The organism is Stenotrophomonas sp. 115C5 (assembly GCF_056861055.1).
Window position 1 is genome coordinate 614712 of record NZ_JBSPUQ010000001.1, and the last position, 15977, is coordinate 630688.

Genomic DNA, 15977 nt, shown 5'->3' on the forward strand with positions numbered 1-15977 from the left:
CGCATGCTGCTGCACATCCCCGACATTCTCAGCGCCGACCAGGTGGCCGACTTCCGCCGCCGGCTGGATGCCGCCGACTGGACCGATGGCCGCGAGACGGTCGGCCATCTGGGCGCACAGGCCAAGCACAACCAGCAGCTGCCCGAGGCCTCACCGCTGCGCCGCGAACTGGGCGAGATCGTCCTCGTCGCATTGGCCCGGCACCCGCTGTTCTTCAGCGCCGCGCTGCCGCTGAAATACCTGCCGCCACGCTTCAACCGCTACAGCGGTGGCGGCACCTATGGTTTCCACGTCGACGGCGCGGTGATGAACCTGGCCAACGGCGAACAGCTGCGTTCGGACATCTCCTGCACCCTGTTCCTGTCGGCGCCGGACGAGTACGAGGGCGGCGAACTGATCATCAGCGACACTTACGGCGAGCATGAAGTGAAGCTGCCGGCGGGCGACCTGATCGTGTATCCGTCCAGCAGCCTGCACCAAGTGCGGCCGGTGACCCGAGGTGCGCGCGTGGCCTCGTTCTTCTGGGTGCAGAGCATGATCCGCGATGATGTGCAGCGCCGCCTGCTGTGGGAAATGGACGGCTCGATCGAGCGCCTGCGGCAGACCGGCGGCGACGCCGAAGCGGTACTGCAGCTGACCGGCGTGTACCACAACCTGCTGCGGCGCTGGAGCGAAGTCTGAGCCCCATCTGGCCAGCCTGCGACATTTTGGCAATCATTCTCATTTGCAACAGCTAACGGCTCTCATTACAATCACGCCCCGTTGATGCCGGCCGCTGCCGGCAGACCCTTGGGGACCCCTGCTTGCTGCGCCCGCTTCGCCCTCGCCCACTCATCCATCGCAAGATGGGCACCGCCATGCGCGGCCAGCGTCCCGCGCTGGCCAGCCTGCTGGCGTGGGTGGCGATGCTGGTACTGCTGATGGGTACTCTGCCGCTGCTTCCACAGGCCCACGCCGGCAACGCCGCGCAGGCAGTGCAGCCGCCGCTGGAAGAGCGCGGCGGCGAAGCGCCCCTGCAGGAAGAAGCCCCGGCCAAGCTGCGTCGCTGTGCCTCTGCCCCGGTGAAATCGACCGAGAAGGCACACCCGCCGCTGCTGCTGGCCAGCCAGTGGTTGCGTACCGAACTTGAACTCGTACCCGCCACGCCGGCCACGCCCGGCGTGCGCCCGGACTGGCCGCTGGCCGCTCCGGACACGCCCTGGGCCGACGCGCCCGGGCGCCGCCAGCAACGCGGCCAGGCGCCGCCGCTCGCCTGATTCACGGCCCTGCGTGACCGCCTGCGCGGTCGCGTCAGCGCGCCGCTGCCTGCTTCATCCCTGCCGCCCCTGACCGGGCCTCCCCGTGCATGCCGCGCCGTTCGCGCCTGGCATCGCACCACCCTGCATCCTTCGAGGTTACTGCCATGGCCCAGCGCCATCGTGTCCGTTCGTCCCTGTCCCGTACCCTGCTGACCAGCGCCGTGCTGGCGGCCATGACCGCCCCTGCCCTCGCCCACGGTGACGCTTCCGGCGCGCCGCAGACGCTGGACAAGGTGGTGGTCACCGCCTCCGGCTTCGAGCAGAAGGTGGTCGATGCACCGGCCAGCATCAGCGTGGTCAGTCGCGAAGAACTCAGCAAGCGCCCCTACACCAACCTGGTCGACGCGCTGCGCGACGTCGAAGGCATCGATGTCGGCCTGGAAGCCAGCGACAAGAACGGTCGTGCCACCATCTCCATGCGCGGCCTGCCGTCCGAGTACACCCTGGTGCTGATCGACGGCCGCCGCCAGAGCAATGTCGGCCAGCTGTATCCGAACAACTTCGGTGGCGGCCAGTTCGCCTACCTGCCGCCGCTGGACGCGATCGAACGCATCGAAGTGGTGCGCGGCCCGATGTCCACGCTGTACGGCTCGGATGCGATGGGTGGCGTCATCAACATCATCACCCGACGCAACCAGGACAGCTGGCACGGCGCCGTGACCCAGGGCTTCACCGTGCAGCAGGATGACCAGTTCGGTGATGCACGCACCACCGACCTGTACCTCAGCGGCCCGCTGCTGAAGGACCGCCTCAGCCTGGCGGTGCGCGGCAGCTACTACGACGCCAAGGCCTCCAATCCGGAGTGGGATGCACTGACCCTACCCGACGGCAGCCTGTGGGAGCGCAGCATCGGCTTCGGTGGTGGTGGCAAGTCGGTGGCCAACACCAACTGGAACACTGGCGTACGCCTGGATTTCCGCGTCAACGACGATCACGAACTGTGGCTGGACTACGACGTGTCGCGGCAGAAGTACGACAACAGCGAAGGCCAGACCGGCACGCTGGACAGCCTGGCCAGCCTCTGGCGCGTCGGCAACGCGGTCATCCCCAACCCAAACGGCAGCGGCACCGTCACCCGCCGCGTGGTGCAGCCGCGCGTGGGCTACACCGCCTACCAGCGCTACGAGCGCGATCAGTTGTCGTTGACCCACCAGGGCCTTTACAGCTTCGGCACCTGGCAGACCTCGCTGACCCACAGCAAGAGCAGCAACCTCGGCCGTTCGCTGCCGCTGACCCTGGACGAGCGTGCCAGCCTGCAGACGCTGTGGAATGACGTCTGCCGTCGCACCGGTGCCGCCAACAACTGCGCGGCCGGCCGTGGCAATGCGCTGACCGCACTCAATCCCAGCGAAATGGCGCGCCTGCAGGCGTTCCTGCCGCGCCCGCTGCGCACCATGGAATTGGAAGGCTACGTGCTCGACACGATGCTCGACCTCGACTTCGGCGCACACAAGCTGACCGTCGGCGGTCAGTACAACGACACCGACATGATCGATGGCGTGTTCGGCATGGATGGCGCCGGTTATCGCAGCAACACCAAGCAGAAGCACCGCATGTGGGCCCTGTTCGCCGAGGACAACTGGGCGCTGACCGATACCCTCACCGCTACCTTCGGCCTGCGCTACGACGACCACAACGTGTTCGGCAGCCACGTCAGCCCGCGCGGCTACCTGGTGTGGAACGCCAGCGACGCGTGGACCTTCAAGGGTGGCGTCAGCACCGGCTACAAGACCCCGCGTCCGGACCAGCTGTTCCCGGGCATCACCGGCTTCGGTGGCCAGGGCGTTCTGCCGCTGGTGGGTTCGCCGAACCTGAAGCCTGAAACCAGCACCAACTACGAGTTGGCCGCCTACTACGAAGGCCAGCACTGGGGCTTCAACGTGACCGGCTTCTTCAACAAGTTCGAGGACAAGATCGCCAGCGGCGGCACCTTCCCCAACTGCGAAGTGGCCCGCGCCGGCAGCGGCTACTGCGTGGACATCGGCCCAGGCTGGGCAGCACTGGGCTACAGCACCTTCACCCAGAGCGTGAACATCGACAAGGCCGAGACCCGCGGCGCCGAACTGGCCGCGCATGTCGACCTGCTCGACACCCTGCAGCTGCGCGGCAACTACACCTGGACCAAGAGCGAGCAGACCAGCGGCCCCGACAAGGGACGCCCGATCTCGGGCACCACGCCGGCAAAACACATGGCCAACGCCAGCCTCAACTGGCAGATCAACGAAGCGGTCAGCCTGTCGCTGATCGGCGAAGGCCGCTACGACCGCTATCGCGACACCCTCATCGACAGTGCCGGCACCCGCCACGTACGCTATTACGAGGACTACACGATCTTCCACCTGGGCGGCAGCTGGAAGGCCACGCCGTGGCTGACGGTCAACGCACGGGTCAACAACCTGTTCGACAAGGACTTCGTCTCGCAGTCGTGCCTGCTGCTCAATCCCAGCGAGTTCAGCTGCGTGGACGACTACGCGACCAAGGACCAGCGCCGCAGCTACTGGATTTCGTTGAACGCGAAGTTCTGATCGCCGCGCACCGCCTTGGTGGGTGCCGACCTTGGTCGGCACCGCCCTGATCCGGTGGGTGCCAACCTTGGTCGGCACCGCTTCATCCACGCATGGCGTGGATCTACCGAGCCTCGGTAGCGGTAGTGCCTGCCGCTGGCCGGCAGCCGATACCCCCCCTCCGGGATACAGAACGACACGCAATTGCGAGCTATTCTCATCAATGATGTAATGGGCAGTCCCCGTCCGCCCCGAACCGTGCCGTGAGCCGTCCTGCCTCTTCCACCGTGCAGCAGCAACAGAACCGTGGCTTCTGGCTGCGGACGCTGCACCAGTGGCACTGGATCAGCTCGGCGGTGTGCCTGATCGGCATGCTGCTGTTCGCGGTGACCGGCCTGACCCTCAACCATGCAGCGAAGATCGAGGCCAGGCCCGAGGTGCAGAACCAGCACCTGGAACTGCCGGCCGAGCTGCTCGGCCAGCTCGGCACGCGCGAAGACGGCAATGCGCCGATCCCGCGCCCGGCCCGGCAATGGCTGGATACACAGCTGGGCATCGCCATCGGCGGCCGCCCGGCCGAGTGGTCGGCCGAAGAGATCTACCTGTCGCTGCCGCGCCCCGGCGGCGACGCCTGGCTGAGCATCGATCGCGAGACCGGCGCGGTGGAGTACGAATCAACCTCGCGCGGCGGGGTGTCCTACCTCAACGACCTGCACAAGGGCCGCAACGCGGGCCCGGCGTGGGGCTGGTTCCTGGACCTGTTCGCCGTTGCCTGCCTGGTGTTCTGCATCACCGGCCTGTTCCTGCTGCACCTGCATGCGCGGCAGCGGCGCATGACCTGGCCGCTGGTCGGCCTCGGCCTGATGATCCCGCTGCTGATCGCCCTGCTGCTGATCCACTGACTTTCCCTCGTTCCTGGAGCCGCCCCATGCGCGTCACCCTGACCATCGCCCTCAGCGGCCTGCTGGCCACTTCGCCGGCCTATGCCACCACCCTCGACATCAACGTCGAAGTGCCCAAGCTCAACGTGGCCGAGTACCACCGCCCGTACGTGGCGGTGTGGCTGGAAGGCGCCGACCAGAAGGTCGCGGCCAACCTGTCGGTCTGGTACCAGCAGACCAGCAACAGCGAAGGCCATGGCACCAAGTGGCTGCCCGACCTACGCCAGTGGTGGCGCAAGAGCGGCCGCACCCTGCAGGTGCCGGTGGACGGCGTGACCGGCCCGACCCGCCCGGCCGGCAAGCACGCGCTGTCGTTCAACGACAAGCAGCCGGCACTGAAGCAGCTGGCGCCGGGCAACTACACCCTGGTGGTGGAAGCGGTGCGCGAAGTCGGCGGCCGTGAACTGCTGAAGATTCCCTTCACCTGGCCGGCCACCGCCGCACAGAACGGCAAGGCGCAGGGCGCCACCGAACTGGGCCAGGTCACCCTCGCCGTCAAACCCTGAGAGGGGACGGAGGGGATCAAGTCGTAGTTCCCTCCTCCTTGCCGCATCACCCCGCATCCACTGGAGTCTTCCGCATGAAGCGCACGCTCGTCCTCGCCGCCGCCCTGGCCGCTGCCCTTCCCTTCTCCGCCCTGGCCCACAAGGCCTGGCTGCTGCCCTCGCAGACCGTGATCGCCGGCAACGCGCCGTGGATCACCGTCGACGGTGCGGTCTCCAACGACCTGTTCTACTTCAACCACGTGCCGCTGCGCATGGAATCGCTGGTGATCACCGCGCCGGACGGCAGCACCGTGCAGCCGCAGAACGCCTCCACCGGCAAGTACCGCAGCGTGTTCGACATCGAACTGAAGCAGCCGGGCACCTACCGCATCGCGTCGGTCAATGACGGCCTGTTCGCCACCTACGAGCAGAACGGCGAGCGCAAGCGCTGGCGCGGCAGCGTCGCCACCTTCGGCGAACTGCCCAAGGATGCGAAGAAGCTGGAAGTGAGCCAGTCGGTGGGCCGCGTGGAGACCTTCGTCACCAACGGTGCGCCGAACGACACCGCGCTGAAGCCCACCAACCGTGGCATCGAGCTGGTCGCCGTCGGCCACCCGAACGACCTGTTCGCCGGCGAGGAAGCCACCTTCCGCGTGCTGGTCGACGGCAAGCCGGCCGCCGGCCTGGAATTCGAGATCGTGCGTGGCGCCACCCGCTACCGCAACGCGCAGGACGAACTGAAGGTCACCAGCGATGCCAAGGGCGAGATCAAGGTGACCTGGCCGGAAGCTGGCATGTACTGGCTGGAAACCGGCACCGAGGACAACAAGACCTCGGTGAAGCAGGCCGCCAAGCGCCGCCTGAGCTACGTGGCCACGCTGGAAGTGCTGCCGCAGTAATGACGTGGAACGCGATGCCGGGCAGCCCCGGCATCGCATCTGCAGCACACCACCATGACCGATCCCCAGCTCGACATCGCCCGCCTCGGTGGCACCACCATGGGCACCACCTGGAGCGTGTCGCTGGTCGCGCCGCGCCAGCGCGACCTGCACCCGCTGCATGCCGGCATCCAGGCGCGGCTGGACGAGGTGGTCGCGCAGATGAGCACCTGGGAGCCCGGCTCGGACCTGAGCCGCTACAACCGCGCCAACGCTGGCCAATGGTGCGTGCTGCCGGCTGAGACCCGCCAGGTGCTGGCCTGCGCACAGGCCATCGCCGCCGCCAGCGATGGTGCATTCGATCCCACCGTCGGCCCGTTGGTGGCACTGTGGGGTTTCGGTGCACATGCCGGCGAACGCCGCCAGCCCAACGACGCTACCCTGCAGGCAACGCGTGAGCGCTGCGGTTGGCAGCGCCTGCAATTGCGCAGCGATGCGCTGCTGCAACCGGGCGGACTGGAACTGGACCTGTCGGCGATCGCCAAGGGGTTCGGCGTCGATCACGTGGCCGCCTGGCTGCGCGATCAGGGCATCGCTGCTGCACTGATCGAGGTCGGTGGCGAACTGGCCGGCTACGGCCGCAAGCCCGACGGCCACCCCTGGCGCGTACTGGTGGAATCCGCACCGGAAGAAGACGCGCACACCGAAACACCACCGCGGGTGCTGGCGCTGGAGGACAAGGCGGTGGCCACCTCCGGTGATCGCTGGCACCAGTACCAGGCCGATGGCGAGGCTTACAGTCACAGCCTGGACCCGCGCTCTGGCAGACCGGTGCGGCTGGTCGCCGCAGCGGTCACCGTGGTGGCCGACGACGCCATGCACGCCGATGCCTGGGCCACCGCACTGACCGTGCTCGGCCACGAACAGGGCATGGCGCTGGCCGAACGCGAAGGGCTGGCCGTGCGTTACCTGCAACGGGCCGCCGTAGGCCCCCGCGAATTCCTCAGCAGCGCCTTCCAGCGCCTGCTCGACGAGCAGGACGCATGAGCGCACGTCCATCGCGCGCGTGGCTCGGCAACGCACTGGTTCTGTTCCTGTTGGCAGTGATCGGCTGGGCGCTGCTGCGGCTGCATCTTGGTGAAGCCTGGTGGCAGGGCGCGCCGCCGGCACGGCAAACGCAGATCGCGATCATCGCCACCGCGCTGTATGCGCTGGCCTGCGCCGCACTGTGGTGGCGTGGGCGACCGCGCGACGATGCCGCCTGTGGCGACGTCGCACCGATCCTGCTGGTCTGGTCCAGCCAGACCGGCTTCGCGCGTGAGCTGGCCGAACGCAGCGCCGAGGCCCTGCGCGGTGCCGGCGTGCCAGTGCGCGTGCGCGGACTGCATGAGGTCGACGCCGCGTTGCTGGCCGACAGCCAGCGCGCGCTGTTCATCGCCAGCACCACTGGCGAAGGCGATCCACCCGATCATGCGCTGCCGTTCCTGCGCGGGGTGATGGCCTCACCGCCTGCGCTGCAGCACCTGCAGTACGGCGTGCTCGCACTGGGCGACCGCAGTTACGGCCACTTCTGCGGATTCGGCCACCAGCTCGACCAGTGGCTGCGACAGCATGGTGCGCATCCGCTGTTCGATGCGATCGAAGTCGACAACGCCGATCCGGCCGCGCTGCGCCATTGGCAGCAGTTGCTGGGCCAGCTCGGCGGCGGCGCCAGCGAACTGCCCGACTGGAGCCCGGCCGAGTACCAGCCGTGGACGCTGCTGCAACGTGAGCATCTGAACCCGGGCAGCCCTGGCGGCGCGGTGTATTGGTTGCGCCTGCAGCCCCCGGCCGATGCAGATGCGCAGTGGCAGGCCGGTGACATCGCCGAGATCGGCCCGCAGCATGCATCGCACACCGTGCGTGCCTGGCTGGACGCACAACGCTTCGATGCGGATACCGTGCTGGATGATGGGCAGACGTTGCTGGCACGCGTCGCGCGCTCGCACCTGCCCTCATTGGTTCCCCCAGGTGATCTGCCCGCATTGCTGGCGACCCTGCAACCGCTGCCCCATCGCGAGTACTCGATCGCCTCGGTGATGGCCGACGGTGCGGTTGAGCTGCTGCTGCGCCGACAGCTGCGCGCGGACGGCACGCCTGGCATCGGCAGCGGCTGGCTGTGCGACCACGCGGCCATCGGCGAACCGGTGCAGCTGCGCCTGCGCCGCAACGACAATTTCCATGGAGTGGCCGCCGACGTGTCGCTGCTGCTGATCGGCAACGGCACCGGCATTGCCGGCCTGCGCGCGCATCTGCACGAACGTATCCGCAGTGGCGCACGACGGACCTGGCTGCTGTTCGGTGAGCGCACCGCCGCGCATGACTTCCACTTCGGTGAAGAACTGCAGGCAATGCTGGCCGACGGCTCACTGGCGCGGTTGGATGCCGTGTTCAGCCGCGACGGCGGCGCGCATCGCTATGTGCAGGACCGGTTGCTGGCCGAAGCGGCAACGCTGCGGCAGTGGGTGGATGAAGGCGCCACGATCCTGGTCTGCGGCAGCCTGCAGGGCATGGCCCCGGCCGTGGATGCGGTGATCGAGCAGGTGCTGGGTGTTGCGGGCAAGGAAGCACTGCTGCTGGCCGGTCGCTACCGGCGCGATGTGTATTGAGGTTGCCGCATCCACGCATGGCGTGGATGGTGCCCACCGGCGCCCAGGAATCATCCCGCCGCCGCACTGACCCGTATCGCCAACAACTCGCCACCGCCCTGCAACGCGTGCCGCTGGCGCTCGCCGGCCGCCAACCACGCGGTATCGCCCGCCTGCAGCGCCGGCAGGCCGCTGTCGGCACCGAACTCCGCCTGACCGGCCAGCAGATGCAGTGCCCAGGCCACGCCCGGTTCGCAGAAGAAGAACATCGCGCCCACCAGTGGCCGGTGCAGCAGTTCGGCCTGCAGCAGCTCACGCTTCCACATCAGGTTGAAGTCGTGGGTGGTGCCATCGACCAGTTCGCCGTGCAGGGTTTCCTCACCCGCAAACCGCACGCGTCCGTGTGGCGGCAACACCTCGGCCACGCGACCATCGTCGAAGCGGAGGCGCACGCCATTGCCCTGCAGCAGTACCAGTTCGCGCTCCACGCCGGGGAAGGCGGAGAATGCGGCGTCCTGCTCGATCTCGGCCACCGACAGGCGCAGCGCCCAGTCATCCCCCTGCGCAGGCAGGCGCAGGATCTCGCGGGTCCAGCCCAGGCCGTTGCGCCAGCGTTCGCGGCGGTAGTCCAGGCTGGAGATCACCTGGCTCGGAGTGTGCAGCAGGGAGTCGATGTTCATCGGCGCATTGCATCATGCCGCGCGCCGTCGTGCATCACCGCGTGGCGAGCGTGCCCTGGCCACCGCACCCGCCGGCCAGCAGCTGCGAGTGCTTCAGCCAATCCTGGTCGGGGTAGTAAGCAAACACCATCGTGCCGCCACGCAACGCATCGATCAGCGGCCTGGCCACCGACAGCCGCACCGCCGGGCAACCCAGGCTGCGGCCCAGCCGCCCCTGCAGCTGCGCGGTAGCCGGGTTCACGTATGGCGCACCATGGATGACGATCGCTCGGTCACGCGCGCGGTCGTTGAAGCCCGGTTCCAGGCCGGCCAAGCGCAGCGAATATCCATTGCCACCCATGTAGGTCTCCTGCGCTGTGAACGCGCCGAGACTGGACATGAAACTGCCATCGCGGTTGGAGAAGTGCTCGGTGCGGTTCTCGCCGCTGTTGCGGCCATGCGCCACCCATTCCTCGAACAGCAGGCGCTGGTGGGCCAGGTCGAACACCCACAGTCGCGGCTCGGTGGAGGGCCGCGAGTAGTCGATCACGCTGAGGCGATCACCGTTGATGCCCAGCTCCGGCCGTTGCAACGCACAGCGCATGGCGTGCGCCGCCAGCTGCAGCACGTGGCGGTCGGCCTTGGGTGCACTGCGCGACAGCAGGGCAGCCAGATCATCGGCGCTGGTGGCAAGGGCGGGCGTCTGTGCCAGCGCCGGGGCGCTGGCCGAGGTCGCCAGCAGGCCGAACGCGGCCAGCCGGCACAGGCGGGATGCAGTCATGGGCACAACAGGAGGACTCAGTTGCCCTTGAGGGTGGACCCTGGCGGCTCGGATTCCAAGACCGGCTGCATTCCGGATTCAGCCGGGCTTGGGCGGACCGCCGGCAGCGAGGTCACCAGCAGGGTCGTGCCCGGCACCAGCACCAGGTACAGCTGGCGGGCGAAATCGGCCGGCAGCGCCATCGGCAGCGAGGGCGTGGCCAGCAGGTCCGGCGTGGCCTGGGCGCGGTCCTGGCCCAGCAACGGGTAGGCCGTCCACTGGTGCAGGCGCTGGTTCACGTCCAGCGGGCTGGGGGTATCGCTGTAACCCTGCCCCATCACGAACAGGGTGGTGCCCTGGAAGGCTGGCAAGGCGTCGGCCTTCAGCGGCGACTCGCCGATCATCACGCCATCGCGCAGCACGTACAGGCGCTGGTCGTGCAGGCTGACCAGGATGCCGACCTGCCCGGCCGGGGCCGCACTGTCATCCCACCAGGCCTGCGCCGGCGCGCCGCCCTCGGTCTCCGGCAAGGCCTGGCCACGTGCGTTGACCGGCGCCAGCACCGACGGATAGGCCAGGGTCATCGGCGAGCTCTTGGCATCGGCCACGACCACGGTATCGCCGCGCTGGGTTTCACTGAACAACTTCTGCGCGAAGGCCTGCGGCAGGCGCACGCAGCCGTGCGAGGCCGGATGTCCGGGCAGGCTGCCGCCATGCAGGGCGATACCGTCCCAGGTCAGCCGCTGCATGTACGGCATCGGCGCGCTGTTGTAGAGGTTGGACTTGTGGTCCTTGTCCTTCTGCAGGATGGTGAACACACCGGTCGGCGTCTCGTGCCCGGCCTTGCCCGAGCTGATCGTGGTCAGGCCGATGGCGATGCCATTGCGGTAGACGTAGGCGCGCTGCTCATCAAGGCTGACCACCAGCACGATCGGACCGGTCGGCGAGATTTCCGGATGCCACAGGTATTCGCCCGGCTTGAGGTCGGTCGGCCCGCGTACCTCGGCGGTGGCCGCAGCGGCAGCTGCAGGCTTGGCGGCCGGCGTCGGCGCAGCGGCATGAGCCAGCAGCGGCAGGGCCAGTGCAAGGGCGAGCATCAGGGTCGTGGGGCGGTGCGGAAGCATCCAGCGGGGGTCCTTTCCATGCGGAGCGGCCACCGTACACCATCGGCCCGTGGTGGTCGCGGCAAAACCAGGCGCCGGAAATGAAACTGCCCGGCGACACAGCCATGTGTCGTACCGGGCAATCGTTACGTCCTTGTCGGCCTGCTGCCGCCCCCTCGCATCCTGCGCTGTGGGGGTAGCGTTGCATCCTGCACGCGGCCGCGTCTGTCCTGTTTGTATCTCAGCCCCTTCCACAGGTCTGTGATGCCACCATCCTGGTGATTGGTGCCGCGTCCTGCGGCGGTCGGTGGTCACGGCCTTCCTGTCCGTGACTGGTGAACCAGCCTCCTGCCGGTTCCGACGATTCCTGCTGTCAGCGCCTCGGTACGGTTCGCACCGGTACCGATCCGGGTACCGGATCCGCCGGCAACAACCTGTTGCCTACGGTGATCCGCTGTCGATTCCGTTCGACGATTGCTTTCCCTATCCCCTTCACCTGCGTCAGGTCCTCGACGCGATGAAACGGGCCGTGTCTGCGCCGGTGCTCGACGATCGCCTCGGCCTTGGCGGCTCCGACCATCGTCAATCCCTGCTGCAGCGCCTGGGCATCGGCACGGTTGATGTCGATCGGTTCGGCGGCATGCGCCCCAGCGATCCACACGACCAGCACCAGTGCCCTCAACACGACACTCCAAGGCACGACGTGTATCTCCTTGTGGTTCTGGCCGTCCCGACCGGCAATCCCGTCGGTAGGAACAGTGTCCGTCACCACATGCACACAGCCTATCGGTTTCCTGGATTTCTAAAAGCCAGCCAAATACCCGACGTGATGTAGGAAAAACCCTACCCACGGCACAGGCGTAGAATGTCGCGATCACAGCCCATGCAATCGGAGTTTCAGATGGACAGCGCCAAGCTCGGCCAATTCGTCAATGACAAGTGGGACAGCGAGATCGTCCCGCAGTTGGTCGACTACATCCGCATTCCCAACAAGTCGCCGATGTTCGACGCCAATTGGGTGCAGAACGGCTACATGGAACAGGCGGTCACGCTGATGGAGAACTGGGCCAAGGCCCAGCAGCTGCCCGGCCTGAAGGTTGAAGTGGTGCGCCTGGAAGGCCGTACCCCGCTGATCTTCCTGGAAATTCCGGCTACCGGCGCCGAAACCGGCGACGACACCATCCTGCTCTACGGCCACCTGGACAAGCAGCCGGAAATGACCGGCTGGGACGACGACCTCGGCCCGTGGACCCCGGTCCTGCGCGGCGACAAGCTGTATGGCCGCGGCGGCGCCGACGACGGTTACGCCATCTTCGGCTCGCTGGCCGCCGTACTGGCGCTGCAGGCCCAGGGCCTGCCGCACGCCCGCTGCGTGGTGCTGATCGAAGCCTGTGAAGAATCGGGCAGCTACGACCTGCCGGCCTACGTCGACCACCTGGCCGACCGCATCGGCAAGCCGTCGCTGGTGGTCTGCCTGGATTCGGGCTGCGCCAACTACGACCAGCTGTGGTGCACCACCTCGCTGCGCGGCCTGACCGGCGGCAACTTCACCGTGAAGGTGCTCAACGAAGGCGTGCATTCCGGCGATGCCTCCGGCGTGGTGCCGTCCAGCTTCCGCCTGCTGCGCCAGCTGCTGTCGCGCATCGAGGACCAGGACACTGGCCGCATCCTGATCGACGGCATGAACGTCGAGATTCCGGCCGAGCGCCAGGAACAGGCCAAGCGCGCCGCCGAAGTGGTTGATACCGAGATCTTCGAGAAGTTCCCGATGGTCGACGGCCTGCGCCCGATGAACGAGGATCTGACCGAGCTGGTGCTCAACCGCACCTGGCGCCCGGCGCTGTCGGTCACCGGCGTCGGCGGCATGCCGCCGCTGGAATCGGCCGGCAACGTGCTGCGCCCGCAGACCTCGGTGAAGCTGTCGCTGCGCCTGCCGCCGACCGCCGATGGCAAGACCTGCGGCGAGCTGCTGAAGGAAGCGCTGCTGCGCGACCCGCCGAACGGCGCGCAGGTCACCCTGGACCTGGAAAAGGCCTCCACCGGCTGGAACGCCCCGGCCATGGCACCGTGGCTGACCCAGGCCATCGACGACGCCAGCCAGGCCTTCTTCGGCAAGCCGGCGATGTACATGGGCGAAGGCGGCTCGATCCCGTTCATGGGCATGCTGGGTGAGAAGTTCCCGGGCGCCCAGTTCATGATCACCGGCGTGCTTGGCCCGCACTCCAACGCGCACGGCCCGAACGAGTTCCTGCACATCCCGATGGGCAAGAAGGTCACCGCCTGCGTGTCCAAGGTGATCAGCGAGCACTACGCCGCCAGCCTGCGCGGCGAGACCAGCGGTTCGCCGGTGGCTGCCGACAGTGGCACCCGCCACGGCGACCACGGCTGCTGCTGATTACGTCACACCGTGACGGACGCAGTCTGGCCTTGCTAGGCTGCGTCCACCCTTGCTGGAAATCGCGCGCATGAATGGTCTGTTCGGCAGCAGCAGCTGGCTGTACATCATCCTGGTCGGCTTCTTCGTCGGCCTGCTCGGGCGTTTCTTCATGCCCGGCAACAACCGCATGGGCTGCCTGCTGACCATCGTGCTGGGCATCCTCGGTGCGCTGCTGGCCGGCTGGTTTGGCCAGTACATGGGCTGGTACGCCCCCGGTGAGCCGGCCGGTTTCCTCGGTGCGGTAGTGGGTGCAGTGGCCGTGCTGGCGGTCCTGCGACTGTTCAGCGGCCGCCGCTGACCCCGGCCCCCTTTCCCTTTCTGTTCCCGACGTAGGCGCGCCCAGCGCGCCCGGATATGCCTGCATGACCGAACCCGCCTCCGATCCCCAGCGCAGCGCGCAGCGCCTGCAGTGGGCCCGTACCCAGCTCGACGATGCCAACGCGGTGGTCGAACGCGCCTCGGTCGATGCCGGCATGCGCAGCTACTGGCGCACCACCAGCACCGGTGGCAGCCACATCGTGATGGATGCCCCGCCGGGGCTGGAAGATCCGCGGCCGTGGCTGCGCATGCGCGGCCTGCTGCACGACAACGGCCTGCGTGTGCCCGCGCTGCTGGCACAGGATCTGGATGCCGGCTTCCTGCTGCTGGAAGACCTCGGCGGCCCGACCCTGGCGAAGATCCTCGACGAGCGCAACGCTGACGAATGGTTCGGTCGCTCGATCGAACAGCTGCTGCGCCTGCAGGCGATCCCGGTGCCGGCCGACTTCGGCCAGTTCGGCGAAGCGCTGCTGCAGCGTGACGCTGGCCTGTTCGACGAATGGTTCCTGCAGCGCCACCTAAACCTGGAGCTGGACTGCGGCGAGATCGAAGGCCTGCAGCTGGTGCATCGCCGCCTGATGGACAACGCGCTGGGCCAGGCCCAGCTGATGACCCATCGCGACTACATGCCGCGCAACCTGATGCCGGTCGACGACGGTCCCGCCGTGCTGGATTTCCAGGACCTGGTGCGCGGGCCGATCGCCTACGATGCGATGAGCCTGTTCAAGGACGCCTTCCTGAGCTGGCCACTGCAGCGTGTGGACGAGTGGCTGGCGCAGTACCACGAGCGTGCTCGCGATGCCGGCCTGCCGGTGCCCGACCGCGCCACCTTCCTGCGCGATGCCGACTGGATGGGCATCCAGCGCCACGTAAAGATCCTTGGCCTGTTCTGCCGCCTGCGCTACCGCGACAACAAGGGCCATTACCTCGACGACGCGCCGCGCTTCATCACCTATCTGGATGAAGTGCTGCCGCGCTATCGCGAACTGGCGCCGCTGCAGCAGTTGCTGGACGACCGCATCAAGCCGGCGCTGGCCGAACTGGCTGCACCGATGCGCGCGGCCCGATGAAAGCCCTGGTCTTTGCCGCAGGCCTCGGCGAGCGCATGCGCCCGCTGACCCTGCACACGCCCAAACCGTTGCTGGAAGTGGCCGGCAAGCCCTTGATCGTCTGGCACCTGGAACGCCTCGCCGCGCTCGGCGTGCGCGAGGTGGTGGTCAATACCGCATGGCTGGCCGAACAGTTCCCGGCGACGCTGGGCGATGGCAGCCAATGGGGCCTGCGCCTGCATTTCATGTACGAAGGGCAGACCCCACTGGAAACCGGCGGCGGCATCCTCAACGCTTTGCCGGTGCTGGGCGACGCCCCGTTCCTGGTGGTGAACGGCGACATCTGGACTGATTTCGATTTCGCCACGCTGCCGCGCGAACCACAGGGCCAGGCGCACCTGGTGCTGGTCGACAACCCGGCGCAACACCCCGAAGGTGATTACCGCCTCGATGCGCAGGGGCTGCTGCATCACGACCGCGAAGGACCGTGCCTGACCTATGCCGGCATCGGTGTCTACCGCCCTTCGATCGTGGCCGACTGGCGCACGGTGATCGGCGATGCGCCGGGTAGCGAGCGTGTTCCGCCGAAGTTCTCGGTGGTGCCGCTGCAGAAGCATTTCATGGCGCAGGGGTTGATGACGGGGCAGCACCATCGCGGGCGTTGGACCGACGTGGGTACCGTGGATCGCCTGCGCGCGCTGGATGTTGAGTTGGCGGCGAACGGCTGAGCCCCTCGTGGCTGGACTCATTGAAAGCAGAAGCCGTGCTTGGCCGGTCGGGGTGGGCTGCGCAGGGGACGCTGCAAGTACGTCCATGTAAGCTCGGTCGCCGCATCCATGCGGCTCACGCCCCTGCGCAGCCCACCCCGCCCGGCCTCTGACAGTTTCCTTGCGCGTCCAGCCACGGAAGAAAAGAAAG

The 15977-nt window shown here is 67.6% G+C and carries 16 protein-coding genes; 12 read left to right on the top strand and 4 right to left on the bottom strand.

Annotated elements, in window-relative coordinates; all coding sequences use genetic code 11:
- Positions 1 to 3: 3 nt before the first annotated feature.
- The 8 genes from AC13FN_RS02815 (at position 4) to AC13FN_RS02850 (ending at position 8754) form a co-directional block, all read left to right on the top strand.
- Entirely contained in the window at positions 4 to 681 is a 678-nt protein-coding gene (locus AC13FN_RS02815; protein WP_049434489.1) for a Fe2+-dependent dioxygenase, read from the top strand.
- Positions 682 to 845: 164 nt separating this feature from the next.
- The gene (locus tag AC13FN_RS02820; RefSeq protein WP_197644133.1) at positions 846 to 1256 is read left to right on the top strand and encodes a hypothetical protein; all 411 of its coding nucleotides are present in this window, start codon (positions 846 to 848) and stop codon (positions 1254 to 1256) included.
- A 146-nt stretch (positions 1257 to 1402) separates the two neighbouring features.
- The gene (locus AC13FN_RS02825; protein ID WP_482985184.1) at positions 1403 to 3823 is read left to right on the top strand and encodes a TonB-dependent receptor domain-containing protein; all 2421 of its coding nucleotides are present in this window, start codon (positions 1403 to 1405) and stop codon (positions 3821 to 3823) included.
- A 242-nt stretch (positions 3824 to 4065) separates the two neighbouring features.
- Entirely contained in the window at positions 4066 to 4704 is a 639-nt protein-coding gene (locus tag AC13FN_RS02830) for a PepSY-associated TM helix domain-containing protein (RefSeq protein ID WP_482985183.1), read from the top strand.
- A gap of 26 nt (positions 4705 to 4730) precedes the next feature.
- Positions 4731 to 5249 (top strand): DUF2271 domain-containing protein, encoded by a 519-nt coding sequence (locus tag AC13FN_RS02835; RefSeq protein WP_004147429.1) that lies wholly within the window; start codon positions 4731 to 4733, stop codon positions 5247 to 5249.
- A 74-nt stretch (positions 5250 to 5323) separates the two neighbouring features.
- The gene (locus AC13FN_RS02840) at positions 5324 to 6127 is read left to right on the top strand and encodes a DUF4198 domain-containing protein (protein WP_054171170.1); all 804 of its coding nucleotides are present in this window, start codon (positions 5324 to 5326) and stop codon (positions 6125 to 6127) included.
- Positions 6128 to 6181: 54 nt separating this feature from the next.
- The gene (locus tag AC13FN_RS02845) at positions 6182 to 7153 is read left to right on the top strand and encodes an FAD:protein FMN transferase (protein WP_235651992.1); all 972 of its coding nucleotides are present in this window, start codon (positions 6182 to 6184) and stop codon (positions 7151 to 7153) included.
- Entirely contained in the window at positions 7150 to 8754 is a 1605-nt protein-coding gene (locus AC13FN_RS02850; RefSeq protein ID WP_049434476.1) for a sulfite reductase subunit alpha, read from the top strand. Before AC13FN_RS02845 ends, AC13FN_RS02850 begins: the two co-directional genes overlap by 4 nt.
- Positions 8755 to 8804: 50 nt before the next feature.
- Here the strand turns inward: AC13FN_RS02850 and AC13FN_RS02855 are convergent, their stop codons facing one another.
- From AC13FN_RS02855 to AC13FN_RS02870, 4 genes are all read right to left on the bottom strand, one after another.
- Positions 8805 to 9413: a HutD/Ves family protein gene (locus AC13FN_RS02855; RefSeq protein WP_005412516.1), complete on the bottom strand. Its 609-nt coding sequence runs from the start codon at positions 9411 to 9413 to the stop codon at positions 8805 to 8807.
- A 34-nt stretch (positions 9414 to 9447) separates the two neighbouring features.
- Entirely contained in the window at positions 9448 to 10173 is a 726-nt protein-coding gene (locus AC13FN_RS02860; RefSeq protein WP_109814063.1) for a murein L,D-transpeptidase catalytic domain family protein, read from the bottom strand.
- 17 nt (positions 10174 to 10190) lie between these two features.
- Positions 10191 to 11276 carry a L,D-transpeptidase gene (locus AC13FN_RS02865; protein WP_482985182.1) on the bottom strand — a complete coding sequence of 362 codons (1086 nt, stop codon included), beginning with the start codon at positions 11274 to 11276 and terminating at the stop codon, positions 10191 to 10193.
- Between the two features lie 352 nt (positions 11277 to 11628).
- Positions 11629 to 11955: a ComEA family DNA-binding protein gene (locus AC13FN_RS02870; RefSeq protein ID WP_012510302.1), complete on the bottom strand. Its 327-nt coding sequence runs from the start codon at positions 11953 to 11955 to the stop codon at positions 11629 to 11631.
- 201 nt (positions 11956 to 12156) lie between these two features.
- Between AC13FN_RS02870 and AC13FN_RS02875 the strand changes: the two genes are divergently transcribed.
- The 4 genes from AC13FN_RS02875 (at position 12157) to murU (ending at position 15787) form a co-directional block, all read left to right on the top strand.
- Positions 12157 to 13650, top strand: coding sequence for a M20/M25/M40 family metallo-hydrolase (locus tag AC13FN_RS02875; protein ID WP_197579600.1), 1494 nt, complete (start codon positions 12157 to 12159; stop codon positions 13648 to 13650).
- A gap of 70 nt (positions 13651 to 13720) precedes the next feature.
- Positions 13721 to 13990 carry a GlsB/YeaQ/YmgE family stress response membrane protein gene (locus tag AC13FN_RS02880; protein WP_010483608.1) on the top strand — a complete coding sequence of 90 codons (270 nt, stop codon included), beginning with the start codon at positions 13721 to 13723 and terminating at the stop codon, positions 13988 to 13990.
- Positions 13991 to 14054: 64 nt separating this feature from the next.
- Entirely contained in the window at positions 14055 to 15080 is a 1026-nt protein-coding gene (locus tag AC13FN_RS02885; RefSeq protein WP_197644157.1) for an aminoglycoside phosphotransferase family protein, read from the top strand.
- On the top strand, positions 15077 to 15787 hold the full coding sequence (gene murU / locus AC13FN_RS02890) for an N-acetylmuramate alpha-1-phosphate uridylyltransferase MurU (RefSeq protein ID WP_482985181.1): 711 nt from the start codon (positions 15077 to 15079) through the stop codon (positions 15785 to 15787). The genes AC13FN_RS02885 and murU overlap by 4 nt, the downstream gene beginning before the upstream one ends.
- Positions 15788 to 15977 lie beyond the last annotated feature (190 nt).